Raw genomic sequence first — 17,501 nt, forward strand, 5'->3', positions numbered from 1 at the left:
CTACCTAGTCAACGTAGCACCGGACCCCGACAGAATCGATGTTCTGTAACGCCGCCTAAGCCGATGATTTCATCAGCCTTGTGAGCCAGATTAGTCCTCGGACTTTTTGGCTCCGCCGATCAGCAACGAGAGCAGCGCAACCCCTGCTGTGACGCTGTTTACTGCTGGCCATGCGCCGATCTTCTTAGCTAGCGGGTGGGATGCACCAAAGCCACCGACGTAGGCACTGATCAATGCCACGGCTTTGGCGGTTCCTGCATCCTTTTTCCAGATCATAAATGAGCCGACGCCAGCAGCGCCGAGTACAACCGCTGCCAGTGGGCGCTTCTTGGTCGCACGACCTGTGGCGTATCCACCAGCTAAACCGGTGATGGCCAGGGCAGTTGAAGCTAAGCGAGACATGAATTTCCTCCAGATATTTTGCACAAGATCTCGCTATGCAGATTATGCCTAACACCTGTGATGTTTCCTAGAACGCGAGCTGTTGCTGGGTCGAAGAGGTCAAGAGCTATGCGGGCTTGTAAGAATGGATGGGATCGTGTGGCAACTGAGGAGATTGAATGAACGTGGACATTGCTGATGCTTGGCATCGTTTGGTGCAGCCAGTAGAAGTTGAGCTAAACCTGTGGCAATGGCTATTGGTCCTCGCACTGGTACTGGTCGCGGTGATTCCTAAACCGGTATGGCGAGTTACCGGTTTGTATTCAACGCTTGTGCACGAACTTGGCCATATTGTCTCCGCGTTATTCACCGGAAGATATGTCACCGGGTTGCGTCTGGGGTGGGACCACTCCGGTGAAGTGGTCAGCCGCGGGCGTGGCAAACTATCGGTGATCATCTCAGGAGTATTTGGATACCCCGCACCACTGTGGGTTTCGGCCATCATGTTCTGGGCAGTTTCCAGCGGGTATGCAGGTCGGGGCCTGGGGATTTACGCGCTGTTTTTCCTTCTGGCGCTTATTTTTGTGCGCAACTGGCCCGCCTTTGTGGTGTGTGCCGTCAGTGCGCTGGTGGCCCTGGGCGTAGTGTTTTTCGCGCCGGCAGAGACCTATATTTATCTGTCGCTTTTGATCGCAGGTTTTTTGCTGATCGCCGGACTGCGCGACTTCGTCAAGCTGCTCTCTGTCCACACCGTTAGGCGCCACGACATTGCGCAGTCCGACGCTTACCTCATTGCTCGGTCAACCCACACTTTTGCAGGCCTTTGGCTCCTGATCATTATGATCTTAGGGGCCGGCGCCTTGTTGTGGTCTGCGCACAGCCTCTTAACGCTGTTCTAAATCCTTGCGCGCTTGCTTCTGACGCAAGACCTTTGTTGTGCGTGCGCGCGAAGCCACCCAGGCAGCTACCGCAACCGCGCCCATTGGCAACAACTTCGTCTTTCGCTTGGCAGCACGTTGTGGGTCAACCTCCATATCTAGAAGCGGGTCACCGCCGTGCTTGATGCGAATTTCTTGCGCTTGAACGAGATCTTTGTAGTTGGCCAGTTCTTGCTTTGCGACCAGGGTGTCATCGCGTAACGGCAGTAATACTTCCTCGGCCGCAGGCAAACCAGTACGTAGCTGACGCAGACGCATAAATTCGATGTCCACCAGTGCGCCCAAGAGCAAAGCGATATTGCTGATCCAGCAGGCGAGGACCAAAATGATCACACCACCAATGGCGCCGTAGGTGGCGGAGTAGCTTGCAAACTGCGACAGGTAGATGCCGAAGCCAACAAGTGATAATCCAAGAATGACCAATGCCGTCAAGGTGCCGGCCGAGAACCAACGGAATTTTGGTCGCTTCACGTTGGGTGTGAAGTAATACAGCAAGGCCAACACCAGTAGAACCATCACCAGCATGACCGGTGGTTTGGCGATGTTCAGCATCAGTACAAAGCCGTCGCCTAGGCCAAAGACGTTTCCGATACCTCGTGCGACGCTACCGGAGGTAACAAGCAGCACCAGCGTGACTACTGCGACCAGCATGATCAGTAAAGTGATGAGGAACATCTGTGGGCGGCGTTTCCACTGTGGGCGTCCTTCTGGGACTCCGTAAAGCCGGTTTAGGCTACGCCCGAAAGCAGTTACGTAGCCTGAGGTACTCCATAGGGCACCGAGAGAACCAGCAAGAATGACCCAAAACGTCCCGCTAGCTTGAGAAGCGAGGCCGTTGAGCAGCTGCTCTGCGGTGTCCAATAGCTGCTGGGAATCACCGCTGGCCTTGTGTCCGTTGGGTGCCAGGCCTTGTTCCAAGATCTCCATGATCCATTTGGTTCCGCTTTCGCTGGCGCCAGCAAGGGAAAGCAAAGAAACCAACGCCAGCAGGCCTGGGAACATCGCCAAGACCATAAAGTACGAAAGGGAGGCGGCAACGTCTAGGCCGTCGCTTCGGAAAAATTCGCGCAATGCGCGCGGGAAGCAGGAGAAAGACTCTTTCATGCGCTCTTTGGTGAATTTACCCTGGCTTGGCATTGGGTCCCCTGTCCGACAAACGAATTAGATGCTGTGATGATCTGGTTTCGCACATCACACTACCTAAGTGCTACACCGGCGACTAGGAGATTTGTTTCCGCGCCGTGTCCTTTTGGCACTCTCCGGGTGTTGCCGGGGGCGTTGTTGGAACGAATCTGGCTAATCTTGGCACCCGCGACATGCCCTGTGGAAAGCGTGATTCTGGGCTGCAACATTTGGTAGTCCGTGCACGCGAAAGTAGCGACTTCAATCGTGTGGTTTGGTAGCGAAACACCCTCAAAAAGCAAGTGAAATCCATATCACACAAACTTGTTTGAAATCTACTTCGTCTTTGTAACAATCTTGTACGCTCACAAGGACTTTAAGGCTTAAATTTTGGTCAAAATTTATTTTTTGGGGAAGATCGTGACCTGTGATTTCGCGGAATCTGAGCGTTTCCTGAGTTGCGCAGGGGGTGGGGGTCCGGGTTAGGGTCTTTATAACGTTTCGATAACACTCGCTGTGTTATGGGGAAACAGGTACTGCCGGGACTTCCAGATCGCTCACCAGGGCAGTATTTCATACAACGTCGAAATGCGACGCTGAGCGATGCACGAAGATGGTCTTGGAAGACCTGAGCGCGGGAAGAGCACTGGAGAATCATGATCCAGCAGAAGACTAAGAAATTGATCCGTCGCGGTGGAGCCTCGTTGGCAGCTGTCGCAGTAGCCGGTGGCGCTATCGTAGCCACCACCGCACCAGCTAACGCTGCTGGCGCAGGTACCTGGGACAAGCTCGCACAGTGCGAGTCCGGCGGAAACTGGTCCATCAACACCGGCAACGGCTACTACGGTGGACTGCAGTTCACTTTGCAGACCTGGAAGGCATTCGGCGGTTCGGGCATGCCTAACAACGCTTCGAAGGCTGAGCAGATCCGCGTTGCTACCAAGGTACAGGCAGCACAGGGCTGGGGCGCATGGCCAGCATGTACCGCAAAGCTGGGCATCAGCGGTTCGGCACCGAGTGCACCAAGCACCTCGACCGAGACCAAGTCGACCACCTCGACTGAGACCAAGAAGTCGTACGCGGCTCCTAAGAAGTCGACCACCTCGACCGAGACCAAGAAGTCGACCGCGACTCCTAAGAAGACCTACGTAGCTCCTAAGAAGTCGACCGCGACTCCTGAGAAGACCTACGTGGCTCCAAAGGTTGCAGAGACCAAGCAGGCTTCTCCAAGCACCTCGGGCAAGCACGCTGCTCCAGTTGCCAAGGCTCCTACCTTCAACATCGACGTCACCGACTCGGGTAAGAACTACACCGTCAAGTCCGGCGACACCCTGAGCAAGATTGCTAACCAGCTCGGCGTTTCCGACTGGCGCGGTCTGTTCGTTCTGAACGACGATCAGCTCACCGACCCTAACGTAATCGTGGTTGGTCAGACTCTGAACGTTCCAGCGAACTAATTTTTCGCTAGACCACTAGTTAGGCCCACGACGTGTCAATTGACATGTCGTGGGCCTTTCTTGCGTTAACGCTGACGTTAGTTGGTAGGCAACAGTGCGCGGTACTCTGAGCCCATGCCGTTTACAGCAGCAACCGGGGATTGGTCTCTGAAGATTCTGAGCAGTGGTTTTGAACAATCTCAAATGCTCACTGTCTCAGAGCCAGCGCACATCACCGGGCCGCTCTCATGGTGGCACGGCCCGCTAGACGTCGAACGCCTCGCCCTAGGTTCTGTTTCACTGTTTGTTAATGCAATCAATGCCATGGACGCTCAGCTACTAGGTGGCGCCTACGGACGGGCTGAAATTCTGGCGAGCCAAGTTGCTGCGGCTTTTGGTTCTATGGCACACCTACGTATTGCTGGCGAGAAGACTCAGGGATTTGCGCAGCACTCAGGGTTCTATCGATGCGCAGATGGCTGGATTAGAACTCATGCAAATTATCCGCACCATGAACAACGCCTGCTACGAGCAGTAGGGGCAGGGGCAGATACAACGCTTCAAGCGGCGTTGCTCCACCACACCGCATTCCAAGCGCAAGAACTCATCGTTGGTTCCGGCGGAGTAGCTGCAAAGGTACAGACTAGAAAGCAATGGCTTGAATCTGTCTCCGGCAAGGCAGCTCAAGAAGGACACTGGGCCCAATTCACCCACCATCAAGGCACGGGGCAACAAAGCTGGACACCAGATCCTCAGGGCAATGGCCCCTTGTCGGGTCTACGCGTACTGGACCTTACTCGCGTAATCGCCGGTCCCACCGCAACTCGCACTCTGGCCGCTTTTGGCGCGCAGGTGCTTCGAATAGACGGCCCATTGCTTCCAGAACTGAGCGCGCAACACATCGATACCGGGTTTGGTAAGCGCAACACCGTACTAGACATATCTTCCTCGGCGGGTAAAGCGCGGATGAATCAGTTGCTTGAGCAGGCAGACGTATTGATTTGCGGATATCGTTCAGGGTCGTTGAGTCGGCTGGGCTTCGGAACTGAAGCTTTGCAACTGAAATACCCCAACCTGATTATCGCTGAATTGAATGCATGGGGTCACGACGGTCCGTGGATGGGCCGTCGCGGGTTCGACAGCATCGTGCAAGCCGCCTGCGGCATTGCTGATATCTATCAGAGTGAAGATGGGAGCCCTGGAGCGTCGCCGGTTCAGGCTTTGGATCACGCCACCGGCTATGGTCTGGCCGCAGCGATGGTCAGCCTGGTTCAGGCCCGGGCTCAAACGCGAAGGGTGGGAAGCGTTCGATTCTCCCTGGCGCGAACCGCAGAAGCGCTCTGTGCCTTCGGCCCGCCGCTTGATTCCGTCCAGGAAGTGGATCCGCCGTTGCTTGGTCGCAGGCCCAGCGCGTATGGAATTCTGGACTACGCGCTGACACCGTTCACAGTAAACGGTGAGCCATTAGACTTCCGGGCTGCTCCGCCGGCCTATGGCCAGGATCAGCCCATTTGGCTCTAGCGGCTTAGGGTTGAGCTGGCGAATTGACCAGCGGTATCTCTGAAAGCTTGCGACAACGTCAAGAATCGGTCCCTGCTGGCAAGGCCAGGCCACTGGGCCGGCAACATGTAAGCGGGGAGCCCTGGATCTAGGTAGGGCAGTTTGCGCCATGCATCCACCATCACTACGTAACCGCGGTAGGCAGTAGCGGGGTCTTGCGCCTTCGGGTCAAGATCAGTAGTGCTGTCCAAGAAGTCTTCATGCAATGAGCCCAGACGCGCTAAATCCCACCATTGCTGCGCTGAATGCTGTGCGCTGATGGGGAAGTGGGGCTGGCTGGTAGTAAATAGCGTTGCTTGTTGGCGGGCATCGAGTGCAATGAGCACAGCGGTGACTTCTTCGCGCAAGTACTCGGGGAATATCCATAGGCCCGCCGATACAAGACCGCCACCGAGCTGTTGGAAATGCTTGCGAATCTGATGACGCAAAGAACGCATGGTCTCAGGCAGTGAATAGGTGACCAGACACCATTGATCGGTTTCTGACATTTGACGAGGAGTGAATATCCTCCGAATGCCGCGTTCAAACATTGCCTGGGCTGAGTCCGGGACGCGGAGCATCGAAGCTGCGGAGCTTTCCAGTACCTGCTTATCGATCAGGCGGGAGATGGCTGTCTGAGCCGACGGCGCGGAAATGCCAGCGGCAAGGGCTAGCTCCAGCAGCACATTTCGCGAAACGAGATCTGAGTTCTCTCGGAGGTACAACCCAGTAATGGTGCGAACGATAGATGTTGCGCTGCCGGAGCGAGCCTCGAAGTCATCAAGACTGAATGCTGTCAGTGCCGAGTTAGTTGCCAATTTCTGTACGCACCGCAAACAGTTCAGGGAAGAATGTCAGATCCAACGCGCGCTTGAGGAAATCGACACCAGAGGAACCACCGGTTCCGCGCTTGAAGCCGATGGTTCGTTGAACTACGCGTAGGTGACGGTAGCGCCATGCTTGGAAGTTATCTTCAACGTCTACGAGATCTTCACAAGCCTGGTAGAGGCTCCATGGGGTTTCTTCGGATTCATAGATTAGCTTGAACACCGGGATGAGGGCTTCTTGGTAAGTCCACGGCTTGGTGAAGTCACGCGAAAGAATTTCTTCGGGGATGTTGTAGCCACGGCGAGCCAACGCAGCAAGGAATACGTCGTAGAGTCCTGGCTCTTGGAGCAACGTGGAGAGAGGTTCATGTGCCTTAGGATCTGACTCGTGTACTTTGAGCATGCCTTCATGCTTGTTACCAAGAATGAATTCCACTGCCCGGTATTGGAAGGACTGGAAGCCCGATGAGGAGCCGAGGAATCCGCGGAACTGTGCGTATTCGCGCGGCGTCAATGTGGCAAGTACTGACCACTGTTCAGTCAGGGTTTTTTGGATGTGCTTGACGCGAGCTAGGCACTTCAATGCCTTGCCGATGTCGTCCTGACCTAGCAATCGGCGAGCTTCAACAAGCTCGTGCAGCATGAGCTTAAGCCACAGTTCGCTGGTCTGGTGCTGAATGATGAACAGCATCTCGTCGTGGTGCTCCGGGACGCTCACGGGCTGTTGTGCCGAGAGTACTTGCTCCAAGTTTAGGTAGCTGCCGTAAGACATGGTGTTCTTGAAGTCGGTGCGTACACCTTCTTCAATGTCGCGCTGGTTCTCAGTCTGTGGCTTATCGCTACTCATGCACTCATCTTATCAATATTTTTACGAGCGTCACAAGAATGAAAATGTGCCATTTGTGGGTCATTGAAGATTTTGGAACCGAGGGAATAGCGGGCCGAGGTTTCTTGTTGAAGCATGCATACGCATATAAATTTGAAAGGTAGAACTCATGAGCAAATCAGTTGTAGTGATCAGTGGCGGCCTAGGCTCTCCTTCAAGCTCCTCACTATTAGGACGCCAGATTGGTGACAGCATCGTTGTGAAACTAGCGGCAGCTGGCATCCAAGTAGATCTAAACAATATTGAGTTGCGCGAGCATGCTGGCGACATCACCAACAACATGCTCACCGGCTTCGCAGCACCTCAACTGCAACGCGTCATTGACGCGGTAGTCAACGCCGATGTCCTGGTGGCGGTCACTCCGGTATTTACGGCATCCATTTCGGGACTGTTTAAGTCCTTCCTGGACATTCTTGATCCCAAGGCGCTCAACGGAAAGACCGTAGTGCTTGCGGCCACCGCCGGAACCCAGCGTCATCAGCTGGCCATCGATTACGCAATGCGCCCTATCTTTGCCTACCTGCGAACCAACATCATGCCGACCACAGTCTTCGCCGCTTCTGAAGATTTTGGTGGTCAAGGAATCGCAGGAACGCTGACTGAACGCGCTCGCCGAGTGGCCCAAGAGGTCCTGATATCACTGAGCCTCGCTGATGGTGAGCTCAAGGCAGATCAAGATTTGGGCGATACTAGATCAATCGCACCCTCAGTCAGTGAATTTGCGGACCCCAACGATGATATGACCTCGCTGCCATTTGAAACGCTGCTGGCAAATGTGCGAGCAACTGGCAGATAGCAAAAGACGAAATGTTAGTACGATGTGCTATGCGCCCAGAAGCTCGGTACGATCAAGAAATGTGAGCCACCTCATCGAGGTAGAAATAGGCGGCTCACCTTGATTGGAACTGACGTGAAAGGTGTAGCCGCAGATGCTATCCGAGGAAACAATCACGGCCATCGCCGATGAGCTGGTTCAAGCCGGTCGCACGCGCACGCCTGTAGCCCGTTTAACCGCACGCTACCCGGAGATGACCGTGGAAGATTCGTACCGCGTGCAGAACCTGTGGCGCCAACGCAGCGAAGCCGCCGGACGGACCTTAGTCGGGCGCAAAATCGGCCTGACTTCACGCGCCATGCAAATGGCCACCGGGATCACCGAGCCAGACTACGGAATCATCTTCGACGACATGGTTCATGATTCCGGCGCAGTCTTCAACTTCTCCGACTTCACCGGTGCCCGCGTTGAAATGGAGCTTGCCTTTAAGCTCAAGAAAGATATCGAAGGTCCACGGGCCAATATCTTCGATGTACTGAACGCCACCGAATACGTCATCCCAGCGCTTGAAATCCTTGACGCCCGCGTAGAGATGGAAGGGCGCACCATCGTCGACACCATCAGCGATAACGCCGCGATGGGTGCGATGGTCATCGGAGGCAACCCGGTCAAGCCAGATGCGATAGATCTGCGCTGGGTTTCGGGCATCCTGTTCAAAAACCAGACCGTGGAAGAGACCGGCGTCGCCGCAGGCGTGCTCAACCACCCAGCTGCTGGCGTGTACTGGCTGGCCAACAAGATTGCTGCCCACGGCGATAAGCTCAAAGCCGGTGAACTAATTCTTGCCGGTTCCTTCACCCGGCCCATGTGGGTCGAGGCGAACGACACCGTATTTGCAGATTATGGACCGCTAGGAACTGTGACATGCCATTTTCAGTAGAACCAGATCCGTCGCTCAAAGATGCGCTTAGGGATGCAGACCATAGCCTGGCCGGCATTTGGGTTTGCTCCGCTTCGCCACTGATTGCCGAAATCTGTGCCGGTGCCGGATTCGACTGGCTCTTCATTGACGGTGAACATTCACCGAATGACCTACAAAGCATTTTGGCTCAGCTCCAAGCGGTACGCAGCTATCCGGTGGTCCCAGTAGTTCGTCCCGCGGTCAATGACCCTGTAGTCATCAAACAATTCTTGGATCTTGGAGTGCAGTCACTGATCATCCCGATGGTCAATGACGCGCAGCAGGCTGCCGCAGCGGTAGCGGCCTGCCAGTATCCGCCCAAGGGTGTACGCGGAGTTGGATCAGCGCTGGCGCGCTCGGCACGCTGGAACAGGATCCCCGACTACCTGACTCGCGCTGATGACACGATCACGATCATGGTGCAGATCGAAGCCGAACAAGCTGTGGCCAACGTGGAAGAAATTCTGGCGACCGACGGCGTAGACGGCATCTTTATTGGCCCGTCTGACCTGGCCGCATCGATGGGCGTCATCGGGCAGCAGAACCACCCAGAGGTGGTGGATGCAGTGATCAAGTCCATCAACGCAGCCAAAGCGGCCGGCAAATATGCCGGCGTTAATGCCTTTGACCAGAAAACCGCGCGGACCTACATGGAAGCAGGCGCAGACTTTGTCGGTGTTGGCGCTGACGTAGCTTTGCTCGCCCGTGCCACCGAAGCACTGGCGGCAAGTTTCAGCAACGACACAAAAGCAGCGGCACCAAAGAGTTATTAGTAACGCGGTTGTTGGCAAGCGCTCAGGGGCAGGATGCGCGTCGATCTGCGTGAGGCGAGCCTATTGGTGGCAACATTGAGAATGATGAGCCGCGAAAAGAAACCCATGAAGGCAGTGATGTTGCGTCTGCGCAACGGCTGGCCAATGCCCCTTGCGTTGCAGGGCGTTTTTGAGATCCTGCAGTCCGTTGTATTTTGCATAGCCCTGATCATGTTGCCACTGATCGCCGTGTACTTCAGCGGCGGCTTCTTGGAAGACTCCTTTAACGTCATTTTGCAGTTTGCTGGATTCATCTGGCTGATGATCCACGGTGTGCCAATTGAAGTTTTGAACCTAGGCACAGGCGAGGATCCTAGCTCCGTTTCCGGATGGCTGACGTTGATTCCTTTGGGCCTGTCGTTACTTCCCTTTGCCTTCTGCCTGCGCGCAGGTCGACGCATCGCGCGTGCTTCCTACACCGATCAGCTCTGGCAAGGGCTGCTCGGAGCATTTGCCGCTTATGGCGCCATCGGCGCGGTGGTGGGACTGCTCGTTAATAACAGTTACGCGCGGGTGAATCTCTTTGCCGCTATTTTCATCCCGCTGATCATTGCGACCCTGGGGTTGATTATCGGAGCGCGCCGCGAGGCCGGTTCGTGGGCTCGACTATTTGGCGTGGACATTGCCGCCTATATTCAGCGTCTGTCTCCGCACCGCCGCTGGGCTGGTTCCTATGTATGGCATGTTGTTGTGGCCGGGTTCCTTGGCTACGTAGCGGCCGTGGGGATTAGCGGGTTGCTGCTGACTATCAACATGGGTCTGCACTGGACCGAAGTTGCCAACGTGTATCAGGAATTGCGTCCAGGGCCCATCGGCTCGGCAGCTTTGACCTTGGTGCAATTGGCGTTGATTCCTAATGCGTCATTCTGGGTCCTATCGTGGGTCAGCGGTGGCGGATTCACCCTGGGCTCCGGAAGCACATTATCCAGCTTGGAAACCACGGTGGGGCCGCTGCCATCGATCCCTATGCTGGCATCTATCCCATCGGGTGACGCCTCGAACCATTGGCTGTTCATGCTGATTCCGGTTGCTGCAGGTATTCTTGCTGGCTGGTATTTCTTGCGTGGGGGAGAGAACCACTTAGAAGATTGGTTCGCCCGTCGCATCCCGTTCAACATGCTCGCACTGGGCGCTTCCACGGCTTGCTTGTCGGTCTTTGCCGGAGTGGTTGCCGGTGTGCTGAGCCTGTTCGGTTCATGGCTGGCATCCGGTTCCTTGGCCATCGGACGCCTGACAGATCTCGGCCCGAATCCGTGGTTGACTGCTGGCGCTTTGGCCTTGCAGATCGGCATCGGTACGGCGATCGGGTATCTCATTGCCCCACTGTTTGAAACCGACCCGGTACTAGAGGGTTAAAGCTAGATACACCAAAGGCTGACGGAAAATTTCCGTCAGCCTTTTGTGTACCCAGATGCAGAACCATCCGCTGTCGCTGAATCAGTCGAAGCGAACAACATCTACATTGCTGAACTGCGCACTACCGCCTGCTGCGTAGAGGGAAAGATCAATACTCTCAGGGGACGGGAAAATCAGATCCGTGATCGTCACTGACCCACCTTGAGCAAAGATCTCCACCGAGCAATGATCAACAAAGATCGTCAATTCGTAGGATCCGTTCAGCGGAAGAATAGGTGCCTTATCCAGCGAAGCGAAGGACTCGTGGAAATCGCTTTCGCCTGAGTTGCGGCGATCTACAAAGAGCGCAGATTGCTCAAGGTTCACACCGATGCGCGTCCCTTCAGTCTGTCCACCGCGAACAACTAAACCGACCTCAATGGCAGTTCCCGGTGTCACCGAGAGCTCAATACCCTGCACCGCACCGCGGGCCTGGTCTAGTACTCGAACTTCGTCATCCAGCTGTACCGAATCGAGGCTGAAGTTTTGAGTTGAGCCCAGTTCGTTTTTCGGATCAAAGGCTGGCTTCTGCACCAAGCGCGGTGCACCATCGATGGTTTGTAGTGTTACTTCTCGGGCCAACGACATGGGGCTGCGCCATGGTGAGGTAGGAATCTGATTCGCGTACTCCCAGTTGTTCATCCAAGAGATCATCAGACGACGCCCATCAGGAACGTCCCCGAAGGAAACGGCTGCGTAGTAGTCGCGGCCCCAGTCCAACCATTGATAGTCGTTCAGACGCTCGTTGTCGGAGCGTCCTTCGGTCACGGTGGACTCGGAGGTGAAGGTTGTGCCGTCAAACTGCCCGACAAAGTATTGTCCTGCCGAACCATTGTTGGGGCCGCCAGGATTCAAGTTAACAACCAGAACCCACTTAGATCCGTTGACTCCGCCGTCTACCGGTAGTTCAAACAGATCCGGGCATTCCCAGACTCCGCTAGTCGCGTTGGCAGGACCGAAGGTGCTCAAGTATTGCCAGTCCAAGAGGTTTTCGGACTTATACAGAACTACTTGGTGATCCTGTGCTTCAACGGTGACCATAACCCAGTAGCTGGTCTCCGCTGAGCTGTAGCGGAAGACCTTAGGATCACGGAATTCGGGGGAGTTGCGATCAATCACCGGATTCCCGGAGTGCTTGCTCCAGCTATAACCGCCGTCAAGGCTATAAGCGACGGACTGTGCTTGGATGCCGTGACGAGCGTTGCCTGGCTTGTAAGCGCTGGTGTAAAAAGCGATCAGTGGAGCGCGCTCGGACGTACCAAAACCGCTGGTGTTCTCTTTATCAAAGACAATGCTGCCGGAGAAGATATCTTCATTTTCATCACAGGCGATGGCTACCGGATGATGTGTCCAGGAGAGCAGATCTGGTGAGGTGGCATGTCCCCAGGACATATTTCCCCAGACGTTTCCGAAAGGGTTGTTCTGGTAGTACAGGTGGTAGAAACCATCGTGGTAAATCAGCCCATTGGGATCATTGACCCAGGTATCTTGCGCTGAGAAGTGTAGCGACGGGCGGTACTTTTCGGCCGTTGAGGCGGTCGAAGCAGTCATGGGAAACAAGCTCAATTCTGTGCTGGTTTGATTAGTTCTAGAGCAAGGGCCGGACGGAAATTTTCAGGTTCCGTCCGGCCCTAGCTTGTGCGTGGTGAATTAGGAGTTGGACTTGTAACGGTCCAGCGCGGTTTGGTAGACCTCTACCATGCGATCAACGCCAACACTCTGAAGCTGTGCGACGTACTCGTCCCACTCGTCTTCGATGCCGCCGGTGACAATCCACTTGGCGACCTTCTGCTCAACCAATGAAGCAGCATCGGTTTCAACGGTGCTGATTTCCTGCAGCTCATCGTTGGACAGTGGGACCGCAGGGTAACCCTCGTTGCCAGCGAATGGCTTGTAGAACTCGTTAACAACCTTCTGACGTTCGGCAGCGCGTGGCTCCGGAGCGACAACAGTCTTGAAGTTCTCGGCGGTGTTAGCCTTTGGACCGCTTGGTGCGACCTTCTGGCGGCGTTCGCCTTCGCTTTCGCCTTCCTTGACTGGAATCTGGGTGAGCAGACCAGTCTTTTCATCCTTCTTCAACGTCTCGCCGATTGGTCCCCAGTTAGCCTGAGCGGATTCAACCGGATCGTAAAGGTGGTCGGCCCAACGAATGGTAGCTGCTGGGTACTTGTTGACGTTGGTGATGGCGAAGGCGCCACGGGCGATTTCCTGGTTGTTGGACTGGCTGGCGATACGCTGGCCGTCAACACCTTCCAGAACTGGAACAATTGCGTAGTCCTTGGCACGGTCAGCGCCAACCATTTCTGGGGTCTCCCACCAAACGAACGAGCCGAGGTTTTCCTTGGCAGCCTTACCCTTGGCTAGGTAAGCCTTGTCGTCCTGCGAGAACGACTCTGGGTCGATCAGGCCTTCCTTGTACCAGGTGTGCAGAGTCTGGATGGCCTTCTTGTAACCCTCTTGGGTAGGGGTGTAGATGACCTTTCCGTCCTGAACAATGCGGTGATCTGCGTTGTCTGGGATGCCGCCGAGGGCAGCGATCAGGTCAACGATATCGGCACACCACGAGCCTGGCATGAAGCTCAGCGGAATGGTCTTGCCGGTGCCCGAAGCATCCTTTTCCTTGAAAGCCTTGAGCGCATCGTGGAATTCATCCACGGTCTTAGGCATCGGGATATCCAGCTTTTTTAGCCATGCGGTGTTGACGATCAGCTGGTTAGGGAACTGAACCAAGCCGAGCTCTTCAATGGAAGGCAGTGAGTAGATGTGACCATCTGAGGAAGTGATCGCTGCCTTGATATCAGGACGCTCGTTGAGCAGCTTGGAAAGATTTGGTGCGTTCTTTTCGATCAGACCTTCAAGCGGGATCAGGGTGCCGCTGGTTGCGTAAGTTGCAATCTCAGAGTCGGTCAGTCCCGAGTTGAAGAATGCATCTGGCAGATCGCCACCAGCAAGAATCAGGTTCTTCTTTTCCTGGAATACGGTCTCTGGAAGGTTTTCCCAGTTGATGTGAACGTTAGTGTCCTTTTCCCAGTTCTTCACCACGGTCATGGTGTTGAAGTCAGGGGCCAGCGCGGTCTTGGAACCGGAGAAGGTCAAGTCCAGCTTCTTATCAACGATCGGCAGGCCGGTGTCGTGGAAGCCGAATTCCGCTGAGGAATCCTCGATTTCAGGTGCATCGGAGCTTCCTCCACCGCAAGCGGTGAACATCAATGTTCCGGCTAGCGCTGCAGCAAGAGCTGCATGTCGGCGATTAAGTGCCATGGTGGTTCCTATTCTGGGTGGGGTGCAGGACTAAGCAGTGGAACTTAGCCCTGCGATTGAGAGGTGAAGAGTGTGATTACTTAACTGCGCCGATCATCATGCCCTTGGTGAAGTGCTTTTGCATGAACGGCAAGGCGATCATCAGCGGCAGGCTGGAGACGACGATCATCGCGTACTTGGTCAGTTCGGCTATTCGCTGGGCCGCGGCGTAGGAGGCAATATCTCCGCCGGTGGTGCCCGTCGAGGAAACATCGGATTGGATAAGGATGTTTCGCAGAACTAGCTGGAGGGGATACTTTGAATCGTCGTTGAGGAAGATCAGAGCATCGAAGAACGAGTTCCAGTTGGCCACTACGTGCACCATGATCATCAGCATGATCAGTGGCTTTGATAGTGGAAGAACCATCTGGAAGAAGAAGCGGAAGTCATTGGCCCCATCCATCTGAGCTGCTTCACGCAATTCATTAGGGATGGTGTGTTCAAAGAATGACCGAGCGATGATCAGGTTCCACACACCAACAGCGCCAGGCAAAACTACTGCCCACACGGTGTTGAGCATGCCCAGATCCTTCACGACCAGGTACTTGGTGATCAGACCGCCATCGAAGAACATGGTGATGACAAAGAGCAACATCAAGAACTTACGGCCCGGCATATCCTTGCGAGATAGTGCGTAGGCTCCGCACAAGATGGTGGAAACGCTGATTGCCGTTCCCAGTACCGTGTAGATCACTGTATTGGTCAGGCCTGACCAGATTCGGCCATCGGTAAGGATTCGCTGGTATCCCTCGAAAGTCACTCCGGAGGGGAAGAGCCAAACCTTGCCTTCATACACTGCGTTGGGATCACTGATGGATGCGATCACGATGAAGTACAACGGGTAAACCACTGCCAAGATCGACAGGATCAGGATGGTGACCGCTGCGATAGTGAAGGTGCGGTCGGCGTAACGTTCGCGCAGGAGGCGGAACTTTGACTTGCCACCGGACTGACGATTAATCACCTTCTGTCCCTCCCGTCGAGGCGAAACTGGTGTTGCTGGAATTGTTTTTAATGACATCGGGGATCACCACAAGGTTGCTTGGTTTGCCCGGCGAGCCACACGGTTGAAGATCAACAGCAGCACCAGGTTGAGGACGGAGTTGAACAGACCGATAGCAGCCGAGTAGCTGAACTGAGCCTGCTGCAGACCAGCGTGGTAAACGTAGGTCTGGATGATTTCAGAGTTGGCGAGGTTCAGCGGAGTCTGCATCAGCAGTGCCTTTTCGAACCCAACGTTGAGCAAGTTACCGATTGCCAAGATGAACAGCACGGTGACCATTGGCATGATGCCTGGCAAATCGATGTGGCGCATGCGCTGCAGCTTGGATGCACCGTCAACCTTGGCCGCGTCGTGCAAGGCTGGATCGATGCCGGCTAGGGCTGCTAGGTACACAATCATTGAGAAGCCGGCGTTTTGCCAGATGTCAGAAATCAGGTAGACCGGGCGGAACCAGTCGGGGGATCCCATGAAGAAGATCGGTTCACCACCAGCGAGCTGGATGGCGTTATTGACCAAGCCTGAACGTGGAGAGAGCAGTACGAACATCATGCCGACTACCACCACGGTGGAGATGAAGGCAGGGGAGTACAGCACGGTTTGGGTGAACTTTTTGAACTTCTCGCTCTGCAACCCGTTGACGAGCAGCGCCAGGATGATTGGCACCGGGAAGGCAATGAGCAGACCCAGTACTGCGATCCAGATCGTGTTGCCCAGCACCTCTGTGAATTGGTAAGAATTCACAAATCTGATGAAGTGCTTCAGGCCAACCCACTGGCTTCCGGTGAAACCGTCGGTGGGGTTGTAGTTCCTGAATGCGATTTGGACACCGTACATTGGCCAGTACTTGAAGATCACGATGTAGGCCAGAGCAGGTATTAGTAATACGTATAACTGCCAGGCTGCCAAGATCTTTTTCAGCTGAAGCGAAAAGGGAACTTTGCGCTTTTTAGGTGATTTGCTAAATCGCCTGAGAGCAGCTGGTTTTGATTGACTCAAGGCTTCTCCTTGGGGTGTGATACCGACGAGCGTTCAATAAGTGGGCAATCCATGAGCTTTACCTGACCATCAGGTTTAGCTCCTTGGAGGAGGAAATCCACCGCTTGTCGGCCCATTGCGGCGAAAGGTAGTTCAAGAGTTGTCAGTCCGGGGCGAAGGAACGGAGCTAGTGTGGACTGATTATCAAAGCCAATGATTGAAACATCGTCAGGAATTGATACCCGCAACTCCGCTGCCGCCTGATAAACGCCCCATGCGGTGCGGTCGTTGGCACAGAAGATAGCGGTTGGCGGACGGTTGGAAGAAAGTAGTTCCCTACCGAAGGTGTAGCCATGAGTTTCTCCACCTTCGCCGAAGCGAAGCAGTGAAGGATCAACTTCGACTCCAGCTTCGTTCATGGCCTTTTGATAACCTGCGAAGCGTCCCACCGCTGCCGGTAGTCCACTTTCTAAGGTTTCGATGTTGATCATGCCTATTCGGGTATGGCCAGCGTTAAGTAATCGTCGAGTTGCGGTGTAGCCACCTTGAATTTCGTCTGGAGCGACGCTGGGGAGCTTGCCGTCTTTGTCTTGGGAATTCAAGACGACCGAAGGGACCCCGGCCAGCGCTTTGGGGACTTCAAGATAACGGTTATACATTGCCGCGTACACGACACCGGCCACCTTGTAGGAGAGCATCGTATCTAGCGAAGCGGCCTCAAGTTTTTTGTCGCCGCCAGTGTTGATGGTTAGCAGCAGGAGCCCTTCTTCCCAGGCTCTTTCCTGCGCACCTTCGATGATTGCACCAGCGAAAGGTGAGGTTGCCACCGAGTCGCCAATGAAGCCGATCATCCCTGAAACACCTTCACGCAACACCTTGGCGTGCGCGTTGGTGCGGTATCCCAACTGTTCAACTGCATCCCAGACTCGCTGCTGAGTGTCGGCAGAGAAGCGTGATCCAGGAGCGGAATTTAGGACCAGGGAAACGGTGGCTTGGGAGACACTGGCTGCAGCTGCCACATCGTGCATTGTGGGCCCGGAAGCGGGCTTGGCTCTAGCCATCAAAGTGTCTCCCCATTGAGTGATGCGAGTTAGTTATTCGTATAACAGGGAAAAATGTATCACGGGTCACAGGGTTGGTCAATGCAGGTT

16 protein-coding genes are annotated in these 17,501 nt (G+C 54.9%); 7 read left to right on the forward strand and 9 right to left on the reverse strand.

The window, feature by feature from the left end; translation table 11 throughout:
• Positions 1-90 precede the first annotated feature (90 nt).
• On the reverse strand, positions 91-402 hold the full coding sequence (locus tag AC1Z3F_RS00615) for a hypothetical protein (protein ID WP_131090287.1): 312 nt from the start codon (positions 400-402) through the stop codon (positions 91-93).
• Between the two features lie 158 nt (positions 403-560).
• Here AC1Z3F_RS00615 and AC1Z3F_RS00620 point away from each other — a divergent pair, with 158 nt between their 5' ends.
• Positions 561-1,280 carry a M50 family metallopeptidase gene (locus AC1Z3F_RS00620; protein WP_444612781.1) on the forward strand — a complete coding sequence of 240 codons (720 nt, stop codon included), beginning with the start codon at positions 561-563 and terminating at the stop codon, positions 1,278-1,280.
• On the opposite strand, the gene AC1Z3F_RS00625 is transcribed toward AC1Z3F_RS00620, so the two are convergent.
• The gene (locus AC1Z3F_RS00625) at positions 1,266-2,456 is read right to left on the reverse strand and encodes a YihY/virulence factor BrkB family protein (RefSeq protein WP_483398485.1); all 1,191 of its coding nucleotides are present in this window, start codon (positions 2,454-2,456) and stop codon (positions 1,266-1,268) included. The genes AC1Z3F_RS00620 and AC1Z3F_RS00625 overlap by 15 nt on opposite strands.
• Positions 2,457-3,097: 641 nt before the next feature.
• Between AC1Z3F_RS00625 and AC1Z3F_RS00630 the strand changes: the two genes are divergently transcribed.
• Both AC1Z3F_RS00630 and AC1Z3F_RS00635 read left to right on the forward strand, forming a co-directional pair.
• The gene (locus AC1Z3F_RS00630; RefSeq protein ID WP_131090284.1) at positions 3,098-3,898 is read left to right on the forward strand and encodes a LysM peptidoglycan-binding domain-containing protein; all 801 of its coding nucleotides are present in this window, start codon (positions 3,098-3,100) and stop codon (positions 3,896-3,898) included.
• 183 nt (positions 3,899-4,081) lie between these two features.
• Positions 4,082-5,398: a CoA transferase gene (locus tag AC1Z3F_RS00635; protein ID WP_483566308.1), complete on the forward strand. Its 1,317-nt coding sequence runs from the start codon at positions 4,082-4,084 to the stop codon at positions 5,396-5,398.
• On the opposite strand, the gene AC1Z3F_RS00640 is transcribed toward AC1Z3F_RS00635, so the two are convergent.
• Together AC1Z3F_RS00640 and kynA are read right to left on the reverse strand one after the other, a co-directional pair.
• Positions 5,395-6,234 carry a PaaX family transcriptional regulator gene (locus AC1Z3F_RS00640; protein ID WP_444612785.1) on the reverse strand — a complete coding sequence of 280 codons (840 nt, stop codon included), beginning with the start codon at positions 6,232-6,234 and terminating at the stop codon, positions 5,395-5,397. The two genes, AC1Z3F_RS00635 and AC1Z3F_RS00640, sit on opposite strands and share 4 nt — an antisense overlap.
• On the reverse strand, positions 6,224-7,090 hold the full coding sequence (kynA, locus tag AC1Z3F_RS00645; protein WP_483566309.1) for a tryptophan 2,3-dioxygenase: 867 nt from the start codon (positions 7,088-7,090) through the stop codon (positions 6,224-6,226). Before kynA ends, AC1Z3F_RS00640 begins: the two co-directional genes overlap by 11 nt.
• Positions 7,091-7,238: 148 nt before the next feature.
• Here kynA and AC1Z3F_RS00650 point away from each other — a divergent pair, with 148 nt between their 5' ends.
• The 4 genes from AC1Z3F_RS00650 to AC1Z3F_RS00665 all read left to right on the forward strand — a co-directional run bounded on the left by AC1Z3F_RS00650 (position 7,239) and on the right by AC1Z3F_RS00665 (position 11,033).
• Positions 7,239-7,925 carry a CE1759 family FMN reductase gene (locus AC1Z3F_RS00650; protein ID WP_131090280.1) on the forward strand — a complete coding sequence of 229 codons (687 nt, stop codon included), beginning with the start codon at positions 7,239-7,241 and terminating at the stop codon, positions 7,923-7,925.
• Between the two features lie 133 nt (positions 7,926-8,058).
• Entirely contained in the window at positions 8,059-8,844 is a 786-nt protein-coding gene (hpaH, locus tag AC1Z3F_RS00655) for a 2-oxo-hept-4-ene-1,7-dioate hydratase (protein WP_483566310.1), read from the forward strand.
• Positions 8,829-9,638 (forward strand): aldolase/citrate lyase family protein, encoded by an 810-nt coding sequence (locus AC1Z3F_RS00660; RefSeq protein ID WP_131090278.1) that lies wholly within the window; start codon positions 8,829-8,831, stop codon positions 9,636-9,638. Before hpaH ends, AC1Z3F_RS00660 begins: the two co-directional genes overlap by 16 nt.
• A 66-nt stretch (positions 9,639-9,704) precedes the next feature.
• Complete coding sequence (locus AC1Z3F_RS00665; protein WP_483566311.1) at positions 9,705-11,033, forward strand: cell division protein PerM; 1,329 nt, start codon at positions 9,705-9,707, stop codon at positions 11,031-11,033.
• Positions 11,034-11,114: 81 nt separating this feature from the next.
• Here the strand turns inward: AC1Z3F_RS00665 and AC1Z3F_RS00670 are convergent, their stop codons facing one another.
• From AC1Z3F_RS00670 to AC1Z3F_RS00690, 5 genes are all read right to left on the reverse strand, one after another.
• Positions 11,115-12,623, reverse strand: a complete 1,509-nt coding sequence (locus tag AC1Z3F_RS00670) for a glycoside hydrolase family 32 protein (protein ID WP_483566312.1) — start codon at positions 12,621-12,623, stop codon at positions 11,115-11,117.
• A gap of 99 nt (positions 12,624-12,722) precedes the next feature.
• Positions 12,723-14,333: an ABC transporter substrate-binding protein gene (locus AC1Z3F_RS00675; protein ID WP_483566313.1), complete on the reverse strand. Its 1,611-nt coding sequence runs from the start codon at positions 14,331-14,333 to the stop codon at positions 12,723-12,725.
• A 76-nt stretch (positions 14,334-14,409) separates the two neighbouring features.
• The gene (locus AC1Z3F_RS00680) at positions 14,410-15,393 is read right to left on the reverse strand and encodes a carbohydrate ABC transporter permease (protein ID WP_131090275.1); all 984 of its coding nucleotides are present in this window, start codon (positions 15,391-15,393) and stop codon (positions 14,410-14,412) included.
• 6 nt (positions 15,394-15,399) lie between these two features.
• Positions 15,400-16,371 (reverse strand): ABC transporter permease, encoded by a 972-nt coding sequence (locus tag AC1Z3F_RS00685; RefSeq protein WP_165477374.1) that lies wholly within the window; start codon positions 16,369-16,371, stop codon positions 15,400-15,402.
• Entirely contained in the window at positions 16,368-17,411 is a 1,044-nt protein-coding gene (locus AC1Z3F_RS00690) for a LacI family DNA-binding transcriptional regulator (protein ID WP_483566314.1), read from the reverse strand. Before AC1Z3F_RS00690 ends, AC1Z3F_RS00685 begins: the two co-directional genes overlap by 4 nt.
• Positions 17,412-17,501 lie beyond the last annotated feature (90 nt).

The organism is Glutamicibacter sp. MOO4, assembly GCF_056934395.1.

Coding starts and splice junctions, on each gene's coding strand:
- AC1Z3F_RS00625 (WP_483398485.1), bottom strand. CDS start 2,456: ATGCCAAGCCAGGGTAAATTCACCAAAGAGCGCATGAAAGAGTCTTTC.
- AC1Z3F_RS00680 (WP_131090275.1), bottom strand. CDS start 15,393: ATGTCATTAAAAACAATTCCAGCAACACCAGTTTCGCCTCGACGGGAG.
- AC1Z3F_RS00615 (WP_131090287.1), bottom strand. CDS start 402: ATGTCTCGCTTAGCTTCAACTGCCCTGGCCATCACCGGTTTAGCTGGT.
- hpaH (WP_483566310.1), top strand. CDS start 8,059: ATGCTATCCGAGGAAACAATCACGGCCATCGCCGATGAGCTGGTTCAA.
- AC1Z3F_RS00675 (WP_483566313.1), bottom strand. CDS start 14,333: ATGGCACTTAATCGCCGACATGCAGCTCTTGCTGCAGCGCTAGCCGGA.
- kynA (WP_483566309.1), bottom strand. CDS start 7,090: ATGAGTAGCGATAAGCCACAGACTGAGAACCAGCGCGACATTGAAGAA.
- AC1Z3F_RS00690 (WP_483566314.1), bottom strand. CDS start 17,411: ATGGCTAGAGCCAAGCCCGCTTCCGGGCCCACAATGCACGATGTGGCA.
- AC1Z3F_RS00650 (WP_131090280.1), top strand. CDS start 7,239: ATGAGCAAATCAGTTGTAGTGATCAGTGGCGGCCTAGGCTCTCCTTCA.
- AC1Z3F_RS00635 (WP_483566308.1), top strand. CDS start 4,082: ATGCTCACTGTCTCAGAGCCAGCGCACATCACCGGGCCGCTCTCATGG.
- AC1Z3F_RS00630 (WP_131090284.1), top strand. CDS start 3,098: ATGATCCAGCAGAAGACTAAGAAATTGATCCGTCGCGGTGGAGCCTCG.
- AC1Z3F_RS00660 (WP_131090278.1), top strand. CDS start 8,829: ATGCCATTTTCAGTAGAACCAGATCCGTCGCTCAAAGATGCGCTTAGG.
- AC1Z3F_RS00620 (WP_444612781.1), top strand. CDS start 561: ATGAACGTGGACATTGCTGATGCTTGGCATCGTTTGGTGCAGCCAGTA.
- AC1Z3F_RS00670 (WP_483566312.1), bottom strand. CDS start 12,623: ATGACTGCTTCGACCGCCTCAACGGCCGAAAAGTACCGCCCGTCGCTA.